The 18,999-nt window shown below is 49.9% G+C and carries 10 protein-coding genes; 7 read left to right on the forward strand and 3 right to left on the reverse strand.

The annotated features are described in order from the left end of the window. The first annotated feature begins 17 nt into the window (after positions 1 to 17). The 7 genes from HMPREF1212_RS12385 to HMPREF1212_RS26335 all read left to right on the forward strand — a co-directional run bounded on the left by HMPREF1212_RS12385 (position 18) and on the right by HMPREF1212_RS26335 (position 12,970). Complete coding sequence (locus tag HMPREF1212_RS12385) at positions 18 to 323, forward strand: helix-turn-helix transcriptional regulator (protein WP_046149560.1); 306 nt, start codon at positions 18 to 20, stop codon at positions 321 to 323. A gap of 33 nt (positions 324 to 356) precedes the next feature. Continuing rightward, positions 357 to 701, forward strand: a complete 345-nt coding sequence (locus HMPREF1212_RS12390; RefSeq protein WP_046149561.1) for a type II toxin-antitoxin system RelE/ParE family toxin — start codon at positions 357 to 359, stop codon at positions 699 to 701. A 179-nt stretch (positions 702 to 880) separates the two neighbouring features. Beyond that, positions 881 to 1,639: a DUF4469 domain-containing protein gene (locus HMPREF1212_RS12395; protein ID WP_046149562.1), complete on the forward strand. Its 759-nt coding sequence runs from the start codon at positions 881 to 883 to the stop codon at positions 1,637 to 1,639. A gap of 171 nt (positions 1,640 to 1,810) precedes the next feature. Further along, the gene (locus HMPREF1212_RS12400; RefSeq protein WP_046149563.1) at positions 1,811 to 4,747 is read left to right on the forward strand and encodes a hypothetical protein; all 2,937 of its coding nucleotides are present in this window, start codon (positions 1,811 to 1,813) and stop codon (positions 4,745 to 4,747) included. A gap of 23 nt (positions 4,748 to 4,770) precedes the next feature. Continuing rightward, a complete protein-coding gene (locus HMPREF1212_RS26330; protein WP_198293265.1) occupies positions 4,771 to 7,746 on the forward strand; it encodes an autotransporter outer membrane beta-barrel domain-containing protein in 2,976 nt (991 codons plus the stop codon). A gap of 84 nt (positions 7,747 to 7,830) precedes the next feature. Then, complete coding sequence (locus HMPREF1212_RS12410; protein WP_046149564.1) at positions 7,831 to 8,109, forward strand: HU family DNA-binding protein; 279 nt, start codon at positions 7,831 to 7,833, stop codon at positions 8,107 to 8,109. Positions 8,110 to 8,218: 109 nt separating this feature from the next. After that, a complete protein-coding gene (locus HMPREF1212_RS26335; RefSeq protein ID WP_052724982.1) occupies positions 8,219 to 12,970 on the forward strand; it encodes an autotransporter outer membrane beta-barrel domain-containing protein in 4,752 nt (1,583 codons plus the stop codon). A 227-nt stretch (positions 12,971 to 13,197) separates the two neighbouring features. Here HMPREF1212_RS26335 and HMPREF1212_RS12420 read toward each other — a convergent pair whose 3' ends face one another. The 3 genes from HMPREF1212_RS12420 to HMPREF1212_RS12430 are packed head-to-tail and all read right to left on the reverse strand — an operon-like array spanning position 13,198 to position 18,883. Further along, entirely contained in the window at positions 13,198 to 14,559 is a 1,362-nt protein-coding gene (locus tag HMPREF1212_RS12420) for a TolC family protein (protein ID WP_046149565.1), read from the reverse strand. 19 nt (positions 14,560 to 14,578) lie between these two features. Then, positions 14,579 to 17,761, reverse strand: coding sequence for an efflux RND transporter permease subunit (locus tag HMPREF1212_RS12425; RefSeq protein ID WP_046149566.1), 3,183 nt, complete (start codon positions 17,759 to 17,761; stop codon positions 14,579 to 14,581). An 18-nt stretch (positions 17,762 to 17,779) separates the two neighbouring features. Continuing rightward, a complete protein-coding gene (locus tag HMPREF1212_RS12430) occupies positions 17,780 to 18,883 on the reverse strand; it encodes an efflux RND transporter periplasmic adaptor subunit (protein WP_028728322.1) in 1,104 nt (367 codons plus the stop codon). Positions 18,884 to 18,999: the final 116 nt, after the last annotated feature.

Genomic DNA, 18,999 nt, shown 5'->3' on the forward strand with positions numbered 1-18,999 from the left:
ATTAAAACAAATTAATTATGACTACAAATTTACCTCCTAAGAATTGTCGCAGTTGGGATGATGTTAAAGATGAATTATTCGGCATTCAAGGTACTGCTTCACGTGATCAATTCGATAAAGAAAGTGAACTTTTTCGATTAAGCGAACGATTGAAGTTAGCACGTAAAGATGCCGGATTAACTCAACAGGAATTAGCTGAAAAAGTGGGATTGAACAAAAGTGACTTGTCACTTATTGAAAAAGGAAACATGAACATCAGCATTGATAAACTATTTGAACTTTTCAGAGCAGTAGGCAAACAAATAAGTTTTACTATCATGTAGTTCCAGACATCTTACTCAAATCCAACCTGACATATGAAAACTATACGTAATCTTTTTTTCTATGATAACCGTACCCGGGATTTTATCAAACAACAAAGTGTTCCTATGCGAAATAAGATAGGTTATGTTCTGGATCTACTTTGCTACGAACAATATATTCCCAAAAACTTCTTCAAACACATTGAAGGTACACAAGGCCTCTACGAAATACGTGTAGAGGCTGAAAGTAATATAATCCGTATCTTTTGTTGTTTCGATGAAGGACAACTCATTGTCTTATTTAACGGCTTTCAGAAAAAGAGCCGCAAAACCCCCGCTCGTGAAATACAAAAAGCATTGTCATTAATGAAAGAGTATTTCGAAAGCAAAAATCTTTAGTCTTTTCCCTGTCAATCGCATCTGTTAAACCAACAACAGATGCACCGATCGTTACGCAGCCCCCACGGCGGGGGGTGCGCAGCTTGTCGTGTGCGTTTGTGCGAAATTGAAACGAATGAAACACTAGTATTAACCGGCGAGGCGTCCTGACAGGCACCAGACCACAATTTTTTAACGAAATGGCAAATACGCTGAAAGTATGGATGGCACCCAACTCGGTGACACCCGATCCGAAAGACAAGATCTTTGTGCTTGAGACCACCGGCAAAGCCGACATCGACAAGATTTATGAAGAAATGCGTGCCGAAGACACCGGCCTGCGCCTCGAAACGATCGTGCACTCGGTCACCCTCTTCCAACGCGTCTGCGCCCGTATGCTGATGAACGGGTGGCAGCTCAACACGGGGCTGTTCTACGCCGTACCCCGCCTGCTGGGGCTGGCCGAAGACGGCAGGTGGAACCCCGATAGCAACAGCATCTACGTGGCTTTCACGCAAGACAAAGTGATGCGCGAAGAGATTGCCAAAACGACGATCAGCATCCTGGGCTCGAAAGCCGACGTGATGTACATCACCGGAACGGAAGACCGCAAGACCGGCCTGAAGGACGGTACCATGACCCCGGGACGCAACTTCTTCGTACGCGGAGCCAACCTCAAAGTGGCGGGCGAAGACGAGTCGGTGGGCGTTACCCTGACCAACACCGCGACGAAAGCCGTAGTGAAGCTCGACGACGACATGATTACGAAGAACAACCCTTCGGAACTCACGCTACTGATCCCCGCCGACCTGGCCGACGGCAACTACCTGCTCACCGTACGCACGCAGTTCGGTGCCGGTAAGCATCTACTGAAAGAACCCCGCGAAGTATCCGTCGACGTACATGTAGGTGACGGCGGAGGCAGCAGTGGCGAAGATGACCGTCCGGTCATCGAATAATCCGGTAAGTAACTCTTACCTGTATTGGTAATTACCCCTTACCAGCGTTAGTAAGTCACCCTTACCAACATTAGTAAGTGCCTCTTACCAGTACAGGATGGAGCGACTTCCCGAAAACAGACAAATATCAATTTTTCAACTAACAATATGTTTAATTTAAAACAAACGAACATGAATGTAAAAAGTTTAATGCTGCTCCTCGCCCTTGCGGGACTGGGAGCAAGCTGTTCAGACGATGAAACGACAGGAGGCGGTACCAGCGGTATCCCCGGACGCTCCGAGTTGCAGATCGTCTTCAGCGGAAGCGGTGAAAGCCAGTCGTACGACAAACCGACCAAAGCGATTGCTACCGCCAAAGAAAACCAGATAGACGACTTGCAGATCTATCTGTTCGCGGCAGCCTCCGAAGGTGGCCCGTATTACTACCTGGAAACATGGCAGGACGGAACGGCTTACGATCCGGAACATCCGGAAACGACCAACTTCAAAAAGACGGAAGCCGGTACCGGCTGGAAGGCTTCCCTCTATCCGAACGAGTTGCCGGGTGTCCCTTACATCAAGCTGTTCTGTATTGCCAACAAGAATGTGCCGGGCGTGCTTGCATCCGACGGTGCCACCGTGTCGAAAACGACGGATGAGAAATTCTATCAGGAAGACGGCGGTACGGAAATCCTGGCTACCCTGACTCCCGTAACAACGGCGGAGGCCGGCGACGGAAGTTACACCGTCACCCCGGGTACCACCGAAACGGACTTTATCGCCGCCTTTACCAAAGCACTGGGTGCAGCAGCCGACGGCGTGATCTCCACCCCGCTACTGATGACCGGTCAGGGAAAGACGAAGATCAGCGGCAACGTGTCGGTCGTAAACATCGACCTGACCCGCGTGGCGGCTCGTTTCGATATCGACAACACCACCTCGAAATCGAACCTGACCATCAAGAGCGTGACCCTGGCGCAAGGACGTAAAACGGCTCCGCTATGGACTGCACCACTCACCAAAGTGGAAAAAGCAGACCTCGGAACATCCCCGCTGATCGCACAGAAGTACGAAGCGGTGGACTTCGAGAAACTGACAGGTGCCAACCAGGGCATTACCGAAAGCTCGCTCTACGTCTACCCGACCCTGGCGACCGACGAAAGCTACCTGATCCTGGAAGGGACCTACAAGAGCCCGGTCAACTCCAGCCAGGTACCGGTTACCTACCATGTGCCGATCGTACGTACCCCTGAAGGAGGCGACAAGGGCGAATACATCGCCATCAACGCCAACAACCGCTATTGCCTGCGTATCACCGACGTGACCCTGAGTAACGTATATGGTACCTTCGATGTAGTAGACTGGACCTCGGCGGGTGGTATCACGATCCGTCCCGACAACGACGCACCGGTATTCGATGCCGCCCTTGCTTTCGATGCCGCAAGTGCCAACATGCCGACCGACCTGAATGCAGCCAACCCCGATGCAACGACCTACGATTACGAAGTGACCGGAAATGCCGATGGTGCCGGATCATTCAGCCTCACCATGGCAGCTACCGGAACCGTACGTTGCGAAAAGGAAACCATGTCGGCCACTAAAGCCGGTGAAACAGAGTGGCTGACTATCACGGCCGACAAGACCGAAGAACGCGACGGTGTATGGTACACGACATTCAAATTCGAATACACTAACTCGATCGGTCAACAACCGGTAGCCGTACATTTCATCAACGAAACGGCTTCCTACGATCCGGCCCTGTGGACAACCGTCAATTTCTATGGCCCAAAGGCTGTCCCGTCGTTCGCCCTCGTAACCAACGGCAATTCGAAAGGCAACATCACCGCACTGACCGACGACGACGCAAAGAAACCGACTGCTACGATCTACTCTGTAAACGGCAGCTACGTCACATTCGATATCACCAGTATCGAAGGCGTCACAGCGGATGCCCTGACCGGATACAAGGCCGAAAAGGTCGCTACAAACGGATTTGTCCATACTTTCAAAGTATCCGTTGATGCAGAAGCTACGGCTGTTGGTGGAAACATGGTATTCAAGAATGCAGGCGATCCGACAAAGACTACGACACTGACGATCACAAAAGCAGACCCGAGTCTGAGCATTGCGAAATCGACCGATGCCAATGGTGCCAGCGATTACACGGCAGGAAGCGAAACTCCGTTCGTAACAACCGGTACATTACAGGTTGACCTCGACCTGCTGGCCGCAGGCTCATGCAACTTCAAAGTTAACTCACCGCAGGGACTGACTGTTGCCAGCCTGGATTGCCCGTGGCTGACCATCACCGAAGTTCACCCGTGGGCCGACAGCGACGGTAACCGCTACACGGAATATCAGCTGAAAAAGAAAGACTCTCCGGCCAACACCAGCGACTTCAACCTTGTATTCACCAGCAAGCTGACAGAACAGGGCATCACGGCTCCGGGCTTCAAGCTGACACTGAACAAGGCTTACAGCAAACCGACCATCACACCGAATGCAGACCCGAGTACGTATGTGAACAGTACATTCAACGATGGAATTCCTTCCGGATATCCGTATGCTGTAATAGCCGATATGTATAAAGTAAATAACAGTACTATTTACCTGCAAATGGCTTGTACGGAAAATATGACCGTGGCATCGAGCGATGCAAATGTCAGCGTTACTAAACAAGGTGATACCAACTATTACAAGATAGAAGTAACCAATGCGGCAGCTGCTGCCAATCAAGTAACGATCACAGCATCGAATGACAATGACGCAACCCGCAAGGCAACCGTTACATTGACTCTGATCGATCCGGCCGTCAAACTGGAAAATCCGGCAGGAGGCGTGGCACCGACTTTGTCAGGAACAACGGTTACACTTCCGAGTACATACGTCCAATACAGTGTTTCCTCATTTGATATCGTAGCCCCTAAAGGTTCAACGATCACATGTGCAACCAGTGCATGGTTCACTTGTACTGCCCCTGCCGGCGGTAGTGCCACTATCGATGCAAGCAAGAAGCAGACAATCACCCTGATGGGAGGAGACCAGACATCGACCGATGATGTAACGATCACTGTCCACAACAGCGTAACAAATGCCGACGAAACGATTACCGTTACGAAAGCACCTTAATATAACAATTAAAAAAGAAGATTATGAACATAAAACATCTAGTATCTCTTTTTGCTGCAGGAGCATTTCTTTTTGCTTCCTGCACGGAAGAGAATGAGGTAGCCGGCGGCACTACGACCGGAGGAACAGGGACAGAAGACGATACCGATCGTCAGGAAGTGCTTGTTTCGCTGAAGAACCATCTCGTTCTACAGAAGCCGGAGACAAAGGCGGAAGGCGACCCGATCGCTACCGAGGAGGAGAATTATATCCACTCGCTCGACGTTTACGTATTCGGATCTAAAGAAGAAAACGGGGATTACACCTTACAAGAGATCCATTATTACAGGGATGATGCCTCTACCCTGACACTTCCGGGCGTAAATACGTATAGTTTCAACCTGACCAACAGTGCCGACAACAGTGGTGTCACGACCGGTCTGCTGAAACTCAACAAAGGGCTCTTCGTCCGGTTATACTGTGTGGCCAACCGTTCCGAAATGTACACTACATCCGATGACGGGACTACGACGCAGTACACCGACTTCAAGTCGCTCATCCAGACCGCACCCGGTCAGGACGATAACCTGGTCACAGCCGGTATCCCGAAAGAAGCCGACTTCAAGAAGCTCCATATCAAGCTGATCGATCCGGCAGCAACTGCCGATCCGACCGAAAACGATGTGCTGGCCTCGCCGCTGCCCATGTCGGGAGCCTACACGACACCGCTCGACCTGACCGATTTCGGTAGCTCGGCACGTACGCAAATCAGCTTCAAGCTCTCCCGTATGGTGGCCCGTTTCGATATCGTGAACGATGCCGCAAAGTCTAAATTCACCCTCGAGAAAATGTCGATGGGTAACGGACAGAAAGGGGCGAAATTTTTCCCGATCGAGACTGTCGGTAAAACACAAGCCGACCTGATCACGTATCCCGAACACGAAGTTCTGCCCGATACACAGAAGGCTTCTGATGAATTGGCAGGAACGACCAATCTGACCAAAGGTGCTTTCTACGCTTTCCCGAGTCCCAAAGACGACCACGGCTACCTGATGCTGAAAGGAAAATATGCCGTGAACCAGACGGAAAGCAAAGACGTATCCTACCAGATTCCTTTCCAGCAGATGATAAACGGTATCGGTACCTATATCGAAGTGGCCTACAACCACCGTTACACCATCACGATCACCAAAGCCGACACCTATCATCTGGATGTCGACCTGAAGGTGGCCGACTGGGATGACAAAGAGGTGATCGACCCTTACGAACCGGAAAACGATTTCGACCGGACGGAAAATGTCGTACTGGATGCAGCCAACAGCACCGGTACATACGTACTCGACAACGGCCGGATATCAGTATTGCCCGATGCCGCCAGCAAGTTCACCTTCAAAATGGCATCGAACACGGATCTGTCTCACGAAGTGATCTACAAATCGGCTACAGCCGCCAAATGGCTGGTAATGGACGGTGAACCGGTTGTTACCAAAGCCGGCTCGCAGGAAACGACTTACAAGTTCAAAGTGGATGAAACGGCAATGAATGCAGCCGTTACTGCCGGACAAAAGCTGGAAGACGTAACCATCCGCCTGACCAACCCGGCCAGCGGTAGTCGCAAAGAGATCAAAGTGATCGCAACACAAGGCCCGACAGTCGCTTTGGTAAGCCAGCCGGATAACTACAACACGTTCGATCCTGCCAAGCTGACGGCCTACATCTATAATGTGGCCAGCCAGACCATCAAGCTGCAGGTCGATGCGGAAACCCGCCTGACCGATCCGGCAGACCCGGAAAGTGCAACAACAACCGGTAGCACGGTAAGTACTGCAAACGTAGGTTCTACCGGAGTAACAGCCAGCGCTAACGTTGCAGAGGCCAGCGGCAACTACACCCTGGCGGTCGACGGTACAGGCTCGGCAGGCAACGAAGGCACAGTCGATTTCACTTCTGTCGCTTCCACCGCCAAGACAACGGTGAAGGTTATCCTGAAAGATCCGGCCATGAAAGCGCTGACAGCCGGCGACTTCCGGAGCAATCGTAACGATAACACGTTCGACCTGACAGCCGGAACAGGCTCTATCCCGCAGGTATCGCTGGTAGGTGTCGCAAACAACGAGTTTACGCTGTCGGTTACTTCCCCCGAAGGAGTAACAGTAGCCAAGACCGGTGGAGATTGGTTGACCATCACAGACAACACCGTAGGCAACAACGGTAAGAAAGTGACTACCATCACCGGAAAGATAACCGATGCCACGGGTATGCAGGCTGCCGGTAAAACGGACGGTAAGTTCACGATCACCAACAAGCTGGATGCATCGAAAGCGATCGCAGTGGAAGTCGTAACAACCGTTCCGACAGCCGCCACCGTCAGCAAAAGTGCAGACGACACCGGCCTGAGCACATTTGCCGGTACCGTAGCTACCTTGTACAACGCCGGAGGTCAGTCCATCACACTGACCACCGACGTTGCGACAACACTGACTGCCAAGTCGGATGCCGACTTCCTGACACTGGTGGGTGGTAACAGCACGGAGCATACGATTACCTTACAGGCAGCCCAGTCATTGCCGTTAAGTGCCACTCCGACACTGACCTTCACTACCGCCGACGGCGCAACGACGGAGATCACGGTGACATTGACGGATCCGGCTATCACGGCGCTGACAAGCATTAGCTCTACAACCGGCACGAACAACTTTACAGCAGCAGCCGACGGCAACAATGCCAAAGTGGTTATGACCGAAGCGACATCGAGCAGCAGCTTTACGATGTCCGTCGCCTCGAAGGAAGGTATCACTATCGGCAGTGAAACTTCTTCCTGGCTGAAGGTTACGGCAGCAGAAGCTACCGGAAGTGCCGGTAGCTACACAACTGTTGTAACAGTTGCCATAGCCACAGGTGCAGACCTGACATCAGCTCTTACCGGCGGTAAAATCGTACTGGTTAACAAAATCCCTAATGGGGGCAATATGACGATCGATATGGAAACAACCATACCGACACCGGCACCGGCTCCTTAAACCTACTTAATACGGAGAGGGCGCTTTGGGCTGCCCTCTCCCATTTATCACATCTTTTCTTACAACCTATCAAACTCGACAAAAATGAATAAAGCAGAATTCAGAAACAAACTCGCTTCGCGCCTGGAATTACCCCAGTACGTGTCAAACAATATTATCGATGCCTGTCTGGACATCATCTCCCAATCCCTGCAAGAAGGTGACCCGATCACCCTGCAAGGTTTCGGATCTTTCACCCCCTGGCAGCAAACCGAACGCCTGGGACGCAATCCACGCACCGGCAAAGGCTGCATGATCGCACCACGCACCAGCGTCAAATTCAAACCGGGCAAGTACCTCCTGCAAAAACTGAACAAGATTTAAAGAGAGCAGCACAGCGCTCCTCTCCCAGCCACCCCGGGACGGTTTCCCGGCTCAGTTCCGCTTCGTGGGCGGAGATGGCTACTGAATAAATAAATTAAAAAGACTGAATATGTTGTACGTAAAATTTCTTATTGGAAGTCTGGCAGCAGCCTTATTACTGGACGGTTGTACGAAAGAGACAGAGCAAAAGGGTACAGACCCCGTCACTCCGGATGCGGACGATGCACGCCGGGAAGTTATGATGACTTTGAAAAATAAGTTGTCGGTTAAACCTGTGTCCTCGAAAGCGGAAACACCCATCGCCACCGCCGCCGAAAACACTATTTCGACACTCGACGTATACGTCTTCGGGGCTACGCAGGAGAACGGCGACTACACCTTCCTCGAACGCTTCGCCTACCGCGCCGATGCCAACGACAAACTACCGCAGGGAGCCACCGAGCTGCAACTCAACACCAACGATGCCGACGGCAGCGAAACGACCGCACTGATGAAATTGAAAAAAGGACTCTTCGTCAAACTATACTGTATCGCAAACGATACGACGCTGGTCGACCCGGCTGACGGCAAGGCCGTGAAACCCGCCGACTTCACACCCATCACCTTTACGGAAGGCGAAGACGGTAACCCGAAGCCGGCCACCGAAGGCGTCCCGCAGGAAAGTTCCTTCACTACCTGGCACACCCGCCTGCTGACGGCCGACGCAAAAACCGATACCCTGGCTACGCCGCTCGCGATGGCCGGCGCCTACACAACACCCATCGACCTGACAAGTCTCGACAACGCAGCACGCCTGCAGGTCGGATTCCGCTTGACACGCCTTGCGGCACGTTTCGATATCAACAATAAAGCGGGAGATTCCCGCTTTACCATCGAGACTGTCTCGATGGGCAACGCACGACGCGCATCGGGTTTCTTCCCGATCCGTGTCTACGGCGACCTACCCAAAGCGCAACCCGACCAACTTATCACCTATCCCGCACATGCTTTTTACGGAGATAACGCAAACAACGGACTGTGCACAGGCGCTTTCTACGCATACCCCAGTCCTAAAGAAGACAAGGCTTTCATCATTCTTAACGGTAAATACAAAGTAAACGAAACGGAGATGAAAAAAGTATCTTATCAAATACCGTTCACACAGCAAACGGCCGACGGTAACGCTACCTGGTTCGATATAGCGAATAACCATCGCTATACCATCAATATCACCCAGGCTAATGCCTACCATCTCGACGCGAATATACTCGTGGCGGACTGGGCAGACGACGGCACGATCGAATATACTCCCGAAAACAAACCCGGAGAAATTGTCGTAACCATACCCGAAGCTTTCAAGGGAGACAGCGAATATGACGAAGAGACGAAGACCGTTAACATGTCGCTGGTAGACGGTAGCAGCATCACGCTTTCCACCATTTCAAATGCTGCCATCGACCTTACGAAAATATATGCAGGAGGAATCAACAGCAAATTATACGACTGGATGAACATAGCAGACCCGGTCACCAGCATCGATCTGAACGGACGTATACATTATACATATACCGTTACCCTGAAACCCGGTTATACAACAGGACGTTACCCACGTACCACCTTGCGTTTCCACAGTCTGGCCGATGGTTCGGAGAAAATTCTATATATTGAAGCGCTGGCTGCACCCAAACCCATCGAAACCGTTCAGCCGCCCAAGGCACCCAACGGCACTTCAGACAATCCCAACAGTTTCGATCCTGAATTGATGGAAGCAAACGTATACCGTATCACCGGAAGCCGTGCACAGGTAAAAATCACCTGTCCCGACGGAGTAGATATTGAAAGCAAACCGAACTGGCTGGATGTCACCCAGGCATCGCAAACCGGAGCGGAAACCGTCTTCGACCTCGTACTTAACAACAGGGACATAGATGTTACCGGCAATCAGGGTACTATCGTTTTCAATAACAAAAAGAAGCCGGAATTAAAAGTCAATGTCACTGTCTTCCTACTCGAGGCATCCGTCACACCCTCCTACGATGCCATCGGAACAGACAACACACATACTCCTTCACCAGATGCAGGAATAACACCCGACGATGTGGAAATGGTGATTAAGAAAGACAACGCGGTTACTGTAAAGACAAACTCCCTGGATGGTGTTGCCGTGAAAATAGACTATCCCGAAGGAAGCCCCGAATGGTTGACATACGAAGGAGCAGTAAGTACTAAAGCTACAACGCCCGGTAATATCATGAACAAAACACAGGATATTACTTTCAAACCTGTCGAGAGTAAGCTGACAGGTGCTAAAAAAGCAACCGTTACACTCAACAATAATATCGGAGGAAAAGATTATGTATTCACCATGACACCCGAGATGCAAGCTCCCACTGCTCTTAAAGGGGCTACAGCCTCCGTCCCCGTTCAAGATTTCTTGAAAACGGATACGAAAACAATCACAATCTACCAACTGCCCGGAGAAAACGCAACAAAATCACAAATGCAAATTGCCGTGACCTCATTGGGCGGAAGCGCACTTGCCATAGAAGGAAATGCCGCTACCATTACACCGGCTGAGAATACGGCCAACGAAGCTAACTATATCTTAAAGCCTACACTACCCGAGGGTACCGATAAGGCGACCCTCACACTGCATGCCAAAAACTATACAGACCGGACAAAGATGACCGACTACGCCGTTAGCGTACTCCGTTCAGACCTGACCGGTGATACGAAAGCATCACTGACAGCAGTAAAAGACCAGTCCGTAACCTTTAAAGCGTCCTCTCACGAAGGATTCACCATCGACAATGCAGCTATCCAATGGCAACCCGACGGAGAAAGCGGCGGTAGCCGGTGGTTTAACATCAAGGAAACTGCCGTAGAAGCAGGCACAAACAAAATCGTGACGGCTATTGCAACAGCCGTCAACAACAGCATGTTGGTACGGCCCGCTACCGTCACGCTCAAAAACAAGATCGTCGACGGAGGCGACCTCAAAGTGGTCATAGCACCGGTTTATGCCGCTCCCACAATCAAACTGGAAGGAACACCCGCACCGACACAAAATGCGATTACCGCCGCCAACGCAACAGCCTCTACCCTGAAACTTTACAGGGTAGCCAACTCCCAGATAAAGATCAAGGCAACAGCCATCGGAGGAAGCACGATTACCGACGCAGCGGGCGTTACAGTAACAGGAGGCAATACTTACAATACCGAAAACGTATATACTGTCGTACTCAACAACGGAGCGACGGCGGGGTCTTTCAAAATAATAAACAAGTCCGATCCGACCAAGATACAGACGGTAACGGTACAAGCTCCGGTGACGTTTAACACAGCACCGGCGGCAAGCAAAAACCTGGATGTGATAGCAAGCCGGTATGTAGACAACAGCGCAAACTTCCCCGAAGGGTTCACTGTATCCGTCAACTGGAACGGAGCCACGGCAAACTGGTTTACCCTGAATAAAACCGACTTTACCGGTGGAAACCAAAGCATACGTGCCACAATGAAAAATCAAAGCGGTATGAGTATCAAAGCAGCTACTGTTACACTCAAGAATAAAATCCAAGGTGGAGAAGACAAAACATATACCATCACCCCTGTATTCCAGGCACCGGCCCTCAGTTATGCCAACGGCAACGTGCCTACGCAAAACTCCATGAGCGGCAACACTATCAACCTCTACCAGGTGACAAGTTCGAGGGTACAGGTCAAAGCCTCCGTGCTGGGCGGATCGTATGTGAAAAGTAAGAGTTCAAATATCACCGTCAGCGGTGGAAACAATAACAACACCGACAATACCTACACGGTAACTTGGGTCAGCGGCGGTGACGGATGGTTCGATATCGCCAACAAACATGACGCCAACAAAACAGCGACACGCATTACAGTGAAGGCGTTGGCAACAACAATTACTTCATCTGATGTAAGCCTGAATGTAATCGAAAATAACACAGCAAACATCAATATTAATACACCTTTAGATGCAACCGTCAGCATAGTTAATTGGAATGGCAGTGGAACCTGGTTCAAACTTGTATCCACCACCGTTGCCGCAGGTAATAATAAGACAATTAGCGTTCAAACTCTACCTAATGCTAATTTAACGAATCTGAGTAAAATTGGTAATGTAACTGTTAGAATTGCAACAACAGCTGCAGGAGGAACATATAAAGATATATCTATTAAACCTGTATTCCCTGCACTAAAAGTTGAGGAAAAGTCTGCTACAGCCAACAAGTTAAACAGTAATACTATCTCTATGCATACAGTACCTACAGACGCCAATACCCATTCAACCATCACACTGAGAGCTACTATTCCTACAGGAACAAGTATATCTGTTTCCAACGGTTTAAAAGTAAACACGGCAACATCATCTACTGCTTTGTATATGGATTACATCATAGAAGTAGTTTACAATACTTCCCAGAAAAGCGGGACAGTTACTTTCACAAACAATGGAGATAGCAAAAAAACAACCTATAATGTCACTATATCATCAACTGCCGCTTATCCCGGTTCTACTGAACCCTGTTTTGAAGTTGGTAACTTTTGGGTTGGACCTGTCAGCTACAAAACCGGTGATATGAATCAAGTATTAAGTAGTTGCCCTTCCGGTTGGAGAGCACCAAGCAATGATGAGTATATTTCATTTGCTAATAACAATTTAGAACAAGTTAAAGTAGCATTCCCATATCAGTCTGATCGCACATACGCAGGAAAAACACTCTATGTTTCTTCAACAGTAGAAGGTTCTGGACGCAATGTTATGTTAGTTACTCCGTCTGGTGAGTATCTTACTGGTAAAGGGAATGGATATTGGAATAACTACATTCGTCCAACTGTACTTCGATGTATTAAAGCGAAATAAATAATGTAACTAGACTTCAGTTTGAGCGTTCTTTGACATGATGGAATTGATAGGAAAAGACAAACCCCACACCTGCAAATCTTATTTCTTACGCAGATAATGCGAATTTAGAAATAATTAAACCTATTGCTATCTTTATTTTTCTTATTATAAACGCAAAACGGGCTGTCCTAAAATCACTTTCCGGACAGCCCTTCCTTTATTGCAAGAAAAATAAAAACAGTTGGTTATTCTCGTCCACCGCCTAAGGCTCTGTAGAGATTGATAAGGCTTTGTATCTCCGTGAAACGGTTGGCGGTGTGGGTTAGTTGTGCGCTTAGTAAACCCTGCCGGGCTGTCAGCACTTCCAGGTAAGTAGTAGTGCCGTGCTCCATCAACAGAGAAGTACTTTTCAAGGCTGTTTCCAACGAAACGATCTGCTTATCCAGCAGGAGACTCTTTTCGCGGCTGGTCTGGCAAGCTGTCAGGGCATCGTTTACCTCACTTCCGGCGTTCAACAACGATTGCTGGAAAGCAAGGGCCGCTTCTTCCTGTTGCAGCTTGGTAATACGGTATTGAGCCATGATCTCTCCACGGGCAAACAAAGGCTGCGTGAGCGAACCTACGGCCGAAGCCAGGAACTTGCCGGGGTTGACGATCATCGATCCTGCATTATTTGTCCATCCTGCGCTACCACTCAATGTGATTGAAGGGTAGAAAGCAGCACGTGCCTGGTTGGTTCCGTAGAAAGCAGCTTCCAGCGACCGTTCAGCCGAACGGACATCAGGACGGTTTGCCAGCATCTGCATGGGTACGCCTGTAGAGATGCTTTCGGGGAACTGTTGCCCTTGCAGCTCACCCCGTTCGTAACTATGCGGAGTTTCTGCCAGTAAGAGGGCCAGGCTGTTCTCTACCTGATTGATCTGCTCTTTCAGGTCGAGCACAGAAGTTTGCACCTGGTAATAGGTTGCCTCCATCTGCGATACGGCTGATTCGTTGGACAAGCCGGCTTTCATCAGGGCACGGGTAGAAGCGACGGTTTCCCGCCATGCTTCTTCCGTTTGCCGCGTGATGTAAAGCTGCTCGTCCAACATCAGCAAAGTATAGTAGGTGTTGGCTATACCGGCTATCAGCTGGGTGCGGACGGCCTGCTGATAGTCGCGGCTTTGGGCAAATAGTGCTTTAGCTTGTTCTTTCGCATTTCGCATGCGTCCGAAGATATCGAGTTCCCAGCTGGCGGTGATAGGCAACGAGTACGTCTGCGTTGCCTTATGACCGTCGAAGCTGCTCACTGATCCCTGCGGAGTAAAGGCGAAAGAAGGGAGAAATGCCAGTCGGGCCGACATCAAAGTCGCTTCGGCCTGCTCCACCCGGAGCTGGGCCGACTGGTAGTCTGTGTTGCTCTGCAACCCTTGTTCGATAAGTTGTTGCAGATAAGGGTCGGTAAAGAGTACGCGCCAGTCCATATTACCGAAGCTGGTGGTATCTTCCGGTACCACCTCCTCGCCATAGAGATGGTCGGGGACGGTGGTTGCGGGTTTATATTTGCTGTATATGCCACAACTGCTTAGTAAGACAGATACAGTCGTTAACAGAATTATCTTTTTCATATTCCTTCGTATTTATTGATTATTCAACGTCACCGCGTTCGGCTGCACTTCTCTCCTGTTCCAGCATAACCTGCACGTCGGCTTCTTCTTCCATCGGTTTGCGTATCTTTTCCTGTAGATATTCAAAGATGATATAGAACACAGGAACCACGAAGAGCAATGCCAGTGTTCCGACGGCCATACCTCCGACAACGCCTGTACCCAACGAACTGTTACCGTTGGCACCTGCACCGCTGGAGAACATCAACGGGAGCATACCGAAGATCATCGTCAGCACCGTCATCAGGATAGGACGCAGACGAACCTGTGCGGCCGAGTAAGCCGACTCGACGATACCCATTCCCTTGCGGCGGCGTTCGATGGCGTACTCCGTAATCAGGATAGCTGTCTTTGCCAGCAAACCAATCAACATGATCACCCCTGTCTGCAAGTAGATGTTGTTCTCCAATCCGAATATCTTGGCGAACAGGAAGCTACCCATCAGCCCGAACGGTACGGAGAAGATCACGGCAAACGGAACCAGGAAGCTCTCGTAGAGACAGGCCAGGATCAGATAGATAAGGAATATACAAATAGCATAAATAAAGACAGTCTGTGCACCGCTGCTGCTGGCTTCTTCACGTGCCATACCGCCGTATTCATATCCGTATCCGGACGGCAATGTCTGTGAAGCCACTTCTTCGATCACCTTCTGCACTTCACCGGAAGAATATCCTTCAGCCGGGTTCACATTAGCCGTGATGGTGCTGTACAGGTTGAAGCGGTTGGTTGTTTCCGGGCCGAGCACCTCTGTCAGTGTCACGAACTGGCTGATCGGAGCCATTTCCGTACCGTTGCGCACGAACATATTATCCAAAGACTGTTGATCCAAACGGTATTCGGGCGAAGCCTGCATCATTACGCGATATACTTTACCGAACTGGTTGAAGTTGGAGATATAAGCACCCCCGCAATAACTACCCAATGCATCGAGCACGGTGCTTGGTGAAATACCTGCCCGTTTACATTTTGCGGCATCGACATCCACCGATATCTGCGGGAAGTTCATCGCATAAGACGTATAGGCCATTGCTATTTCCGGACGCTGGTTAAGTGCTCCGAGGAACTGCATCGACGAGTTATAGAATGTCGCCATATCGCCGCCTGTCATATCCTGCAGGTTCAGTTCGAGGGAGTTACCCATACCGTAACCCGGAATCATAGCCGGTTGGAAACTGAATATCTGTGCTTCGTTTATACCGTAGAACTGTGCATTGAGGCGGGCAGCCACGGCATCGGAGTTATGCTCCTTCCCTTTTCGTTCGCTCCAGTCCTTCAGGCGGATGATGATCGTACCGTAGGAAGTACCCTGTCCGGACATCAGCCCGTAGCCGGCAACGCGGGAATAATGTTCTATCTCTTCAGTATTATTCAAGATATCTTCCAGCTTGTCCATTACCTTGTTCGTTTCTTCCAACGTGCTTCCCGGCGAAGTACTTACGTTCACCATGATAACGCCCTGGTCTTCCTGCGGTACGAGTCCCGTCTTGGTGGTACTCATCAGATAAACCAACAGAACGATCGTTGCAGCCAAGGATGTCCATACCATCCAGCGATGGTGGATAAAGAACATCACACCTTTCTTATATTTACCCAACACGGCATTGAACGATGCATTATAAGCTGCACGTACCCGTCCATTGATACTTTTCTCACTCTTTGTTCCATCCGACGGGCGCATCATAATGGCGCACAAGGCCGGACAAAGGGTCAACGCCGAGATCATCGAGATACCTACGGCCGTAGCCATCGTAATACCGAACTGCGTGTAGAACACACCTGATGTTCCGCCCATAAACGTTACAGGGATAAACACCGCCATAAATACGCAGGTACAGGAAACGATAGCCATCGTTACGTCACCCATCGCATCTTTCGTAGCGAGATAAGGTGACTTATATCCGGCATCGAACTTCGATTGCACCGCTTCGACCACCACAATGGCGTCATCCACCACCGTTCCGATGGCAAGTACCAAGGCAAACAGCGTCAGGATATTGAGACTGAACCCGGCAGCCACCAGGCAGGCAAAGGTTCCGACCAGCGACACGATAATGGAAATAGACGGAATAAGCGTACTCTTCAAATCCTGCAGGAAGAAGTACACCACCATGATAACCAGGATGATAGCGATCACAAGCGTCTCCACCACATTATGGATAGAAGCGAACAGGAAGTCGTTCGAGCTCATCATCGTTACAAACTCTGTTCCTTCCGGCAAATTCTGTTTCATCTGCTCCATGCGGGCAGTTATTTCTTTATTAACAGCGGTTGCGTTGGAACCTGCCGTCTGGAACATCATAAAAAGTACGGCCGGTTTGCCGTCCATCTCACTACGGAAGCTGTACGTCAACGTTCCCAGCTCCACATCGGCCACATCCTTCAGACGAAGCACGGAACCGTCGCTCTGCGAACGGACAACCGTATTCTGGAATTCTTCCACACTCTTCAAGCGTCCGCGGTATTTCATGGTGAACTGGAATACATTCTCCGAGTTCTCACCCAATGAACCGGTAGGCGCTTCGATATTCTGCTCACCCAGCACAGCCGTCACGTCCGAAGGGACAAGGCCGTATTGTGCCATCCGTTCCGGGCGCAGCCAGATACGCATACTATACGTATCACCTAATTCCATTACATCTCCTACCCCCTCGATACGTTTAATCTGGGGAATAACATTTATATCCAGGTAATTGGCAAGGAACGTCTGATCGTAGCGTCCGTCGGTACATACCATTGCCCCGATCTGCAGGAAGCTGGTCTGGCGTTTCTGCGTAGTCACACCAATCCTTGTTACTTCGGCCGGCAAAAGTCCCTGTGCCTTGGATACACGGTTCTGCACGTTTACGGCAGCCATATCCGGGTCTGTCCCCTGCTTAAAATATACTTGTATGACTGCCGAACCTGCATTCGTGGCAGTGGAACTGATATACATCATATTCTCCACCCCGTTAATACTTTCTTCGAGTGGCATGACAACACTGTTCATCACCGCGTCGGCATCAGCACCTGTATAATTAGCTGTTACATCTACTGTTGGGGGGGCAATGTCAGGATACTGCTCCACCGGCAGCGTAAAGAGCGAAATAAGCCCTATGACCAAAATCAGCACGGAGATGCAAATAGCCATCACCGGCCGTTTTATAAATATGTTTCCTTTCATATCCTTTTTCTCTTTGTTTTATTTTACGACAGTACCTTCGCGCACCAGCCCGGCACCTTCCGATACAATTTCATCACCGGCTTTCAGTCCGTCCAGCACCACGTATTCGCGTCCGTCGTTGATACCGGCTACCGTTATCAGGGTGGAGACTGCCTTACCGTCTACTACCTTATATACAACGGTCTTGTCCTGCATCCGGACAGTGGCTCCCTGGGGAACGACAATACAATTTTTATATGTGCTCGGTATCACTACCGTGCCTGATGCTCCGCTGTGAAGCAGTCGCGATTCGTTGGGGAATACCACACGTGCCACCACCGTACCTGTCTGACGGTCGATCACTCCGCTGATGGATTCTATAATACCTTTTTTGTCATACACCGAATTATCGTTCAGCTTCAACTCCACTTCCGGCATGTTCTTTAATGCATCGTCCATGCTGCCGTGCTCACGGGTAAGAGCCAGTAGCTGGTTCTCGGTCATGGAGAAATAAACATACATGTCTGAATTGTCGCTGACAGTCGTCAACGGTTGGGGCAAGCTGGGGCCGACCAATGCACCTGCACGGTAAGGTAATGCACCGACAACACCGTTGCAGGGGCTTTTCACTTCCGTATAAGAGAGGTTATTACGTGCATTCAGTTCCTGCGCTTCGGCTTGTGCCAGTTGTGCTTTGGCAGAGAGGAAAGTGTTTTCCGCCGTTTGCAGGCTGAAGTCCGAAACTACTTTCTGAGCATTCAGTTCCTTGTTACTTTTGTAAGTCAGTTCAGCAGTTGCCAGTGCAGCGCGTGCAGCTTCCACGTTGGCGGTAGCCGTTTTGAGGGCTGCCTTGTAAGGCACCTGGTCTATAATAAAGAGAGGTTGTCCCTGACGTACTTTTTGCCCTTCAGTTACGTAAAGTTTCTCGATAGTACCTGATACCTGAGGATAAATGTCGATATCCTGCCGTCCGCGTATCGTCGCCGAATAAGAGGAAGATAGCTCTTTGTCCGCAGGAGCCACCTTCATAATTGCATAAGAGGGTTTTAACTGTGCATCCGGAGCTTGTTTACAGGATGCCATCCACATCGTACAACCGACAATCCCTATCAGCCGTATCCATTTTTTACTTGCTTTATTCATACTATTGCTATTAAAAACTGGGACAAATGTAGACGAAAGGAACATAGGCATAGTGCCCTATTTCTCTCCAAGGATGTTTCATTTTCCCCCTTTATCACTTTTTATCATCACTTTTA

It is taken from the genome of Parabacteroides sp. HGS0025 (assembly GCF_000969845.1).
Classification (GTDB): domain Bacteria; phylum Bacteroidota; class Bacteroidia; order Bacteroidales; family Tannerellaceae; genus Parabacteroides; species Parabacteroides gordonii.

Coding starts and splice junctions, on each gene's coding strand:
- HMPREF1212_RS12385 (WP_046149560.1), top strand. CDS start 18: ATGACTACAAATTTACCTCCTAAGAATTGTCGCAGTTGGGATGATGTT.
- HMPREF1212_RS12390 (WP_046149561.1), top strand. CDS start 357: ATGAAAACTATACGTAATCTTTTTTTCTATGATAACCGTACCCGGGAT.
- HMPREF1212_RS12395 (WP_046149562.1), top strand. CDS start 881: ATGGCAAATACGCTGAAAGTATGGATGGCACCCAACTCGGTGACACCC.
- HMPREF1212_RS12400 (WP_046149563.1), top strand. CDS start 1,811: ATGAATGTAAAAAGTTTAATGCTGCTCCTCGCCCTTGCGGGACTGGGA.
- HMPREF1212_RS26330 (WP_198293265.1), top strand. CDS start 4,771: ATGAACATAAAACATCTAGTATCTCTTTTTGCTGCAGGAGCATTTCTT.
- HMPREF1212_RS12410 (WP_046149564.1), top strand. CDS start 7,831: ATGAATAAAGCAGAATTCAGAAACAAACTCGCTTCGCGCCTGGAATTA.
- HMPREF1212_RS26335 (WP_052724982.1), top strand. CDS start 8,219: ATGTTGTACGTAAAATTTCTTATTGGAAGTCTGGCAGCAGCCTTATTA.
- HMPREF1212_RS12420 (WP_046149565.1), bottom strand. CDS start 14,559: ATGAAAAAGATAATTCTGTTAACGACTGTATCTGTCTTACTAAGCAGT.
- HMPREF1212_RS12425 (WP_046149566.1), bottom strand. CDS start 17,761: ATGAAAGGAAACATATTTATAAAACGGCCGGTGATGGCTATTTGCATC.
- HMPREF1212_RS12430 (WP_028728322.1), bottom strand. CDS start 18,883: ATGAATAAAGCAAGTAAAAAATGGATACGGCTGATAGGGATTGTCGGT.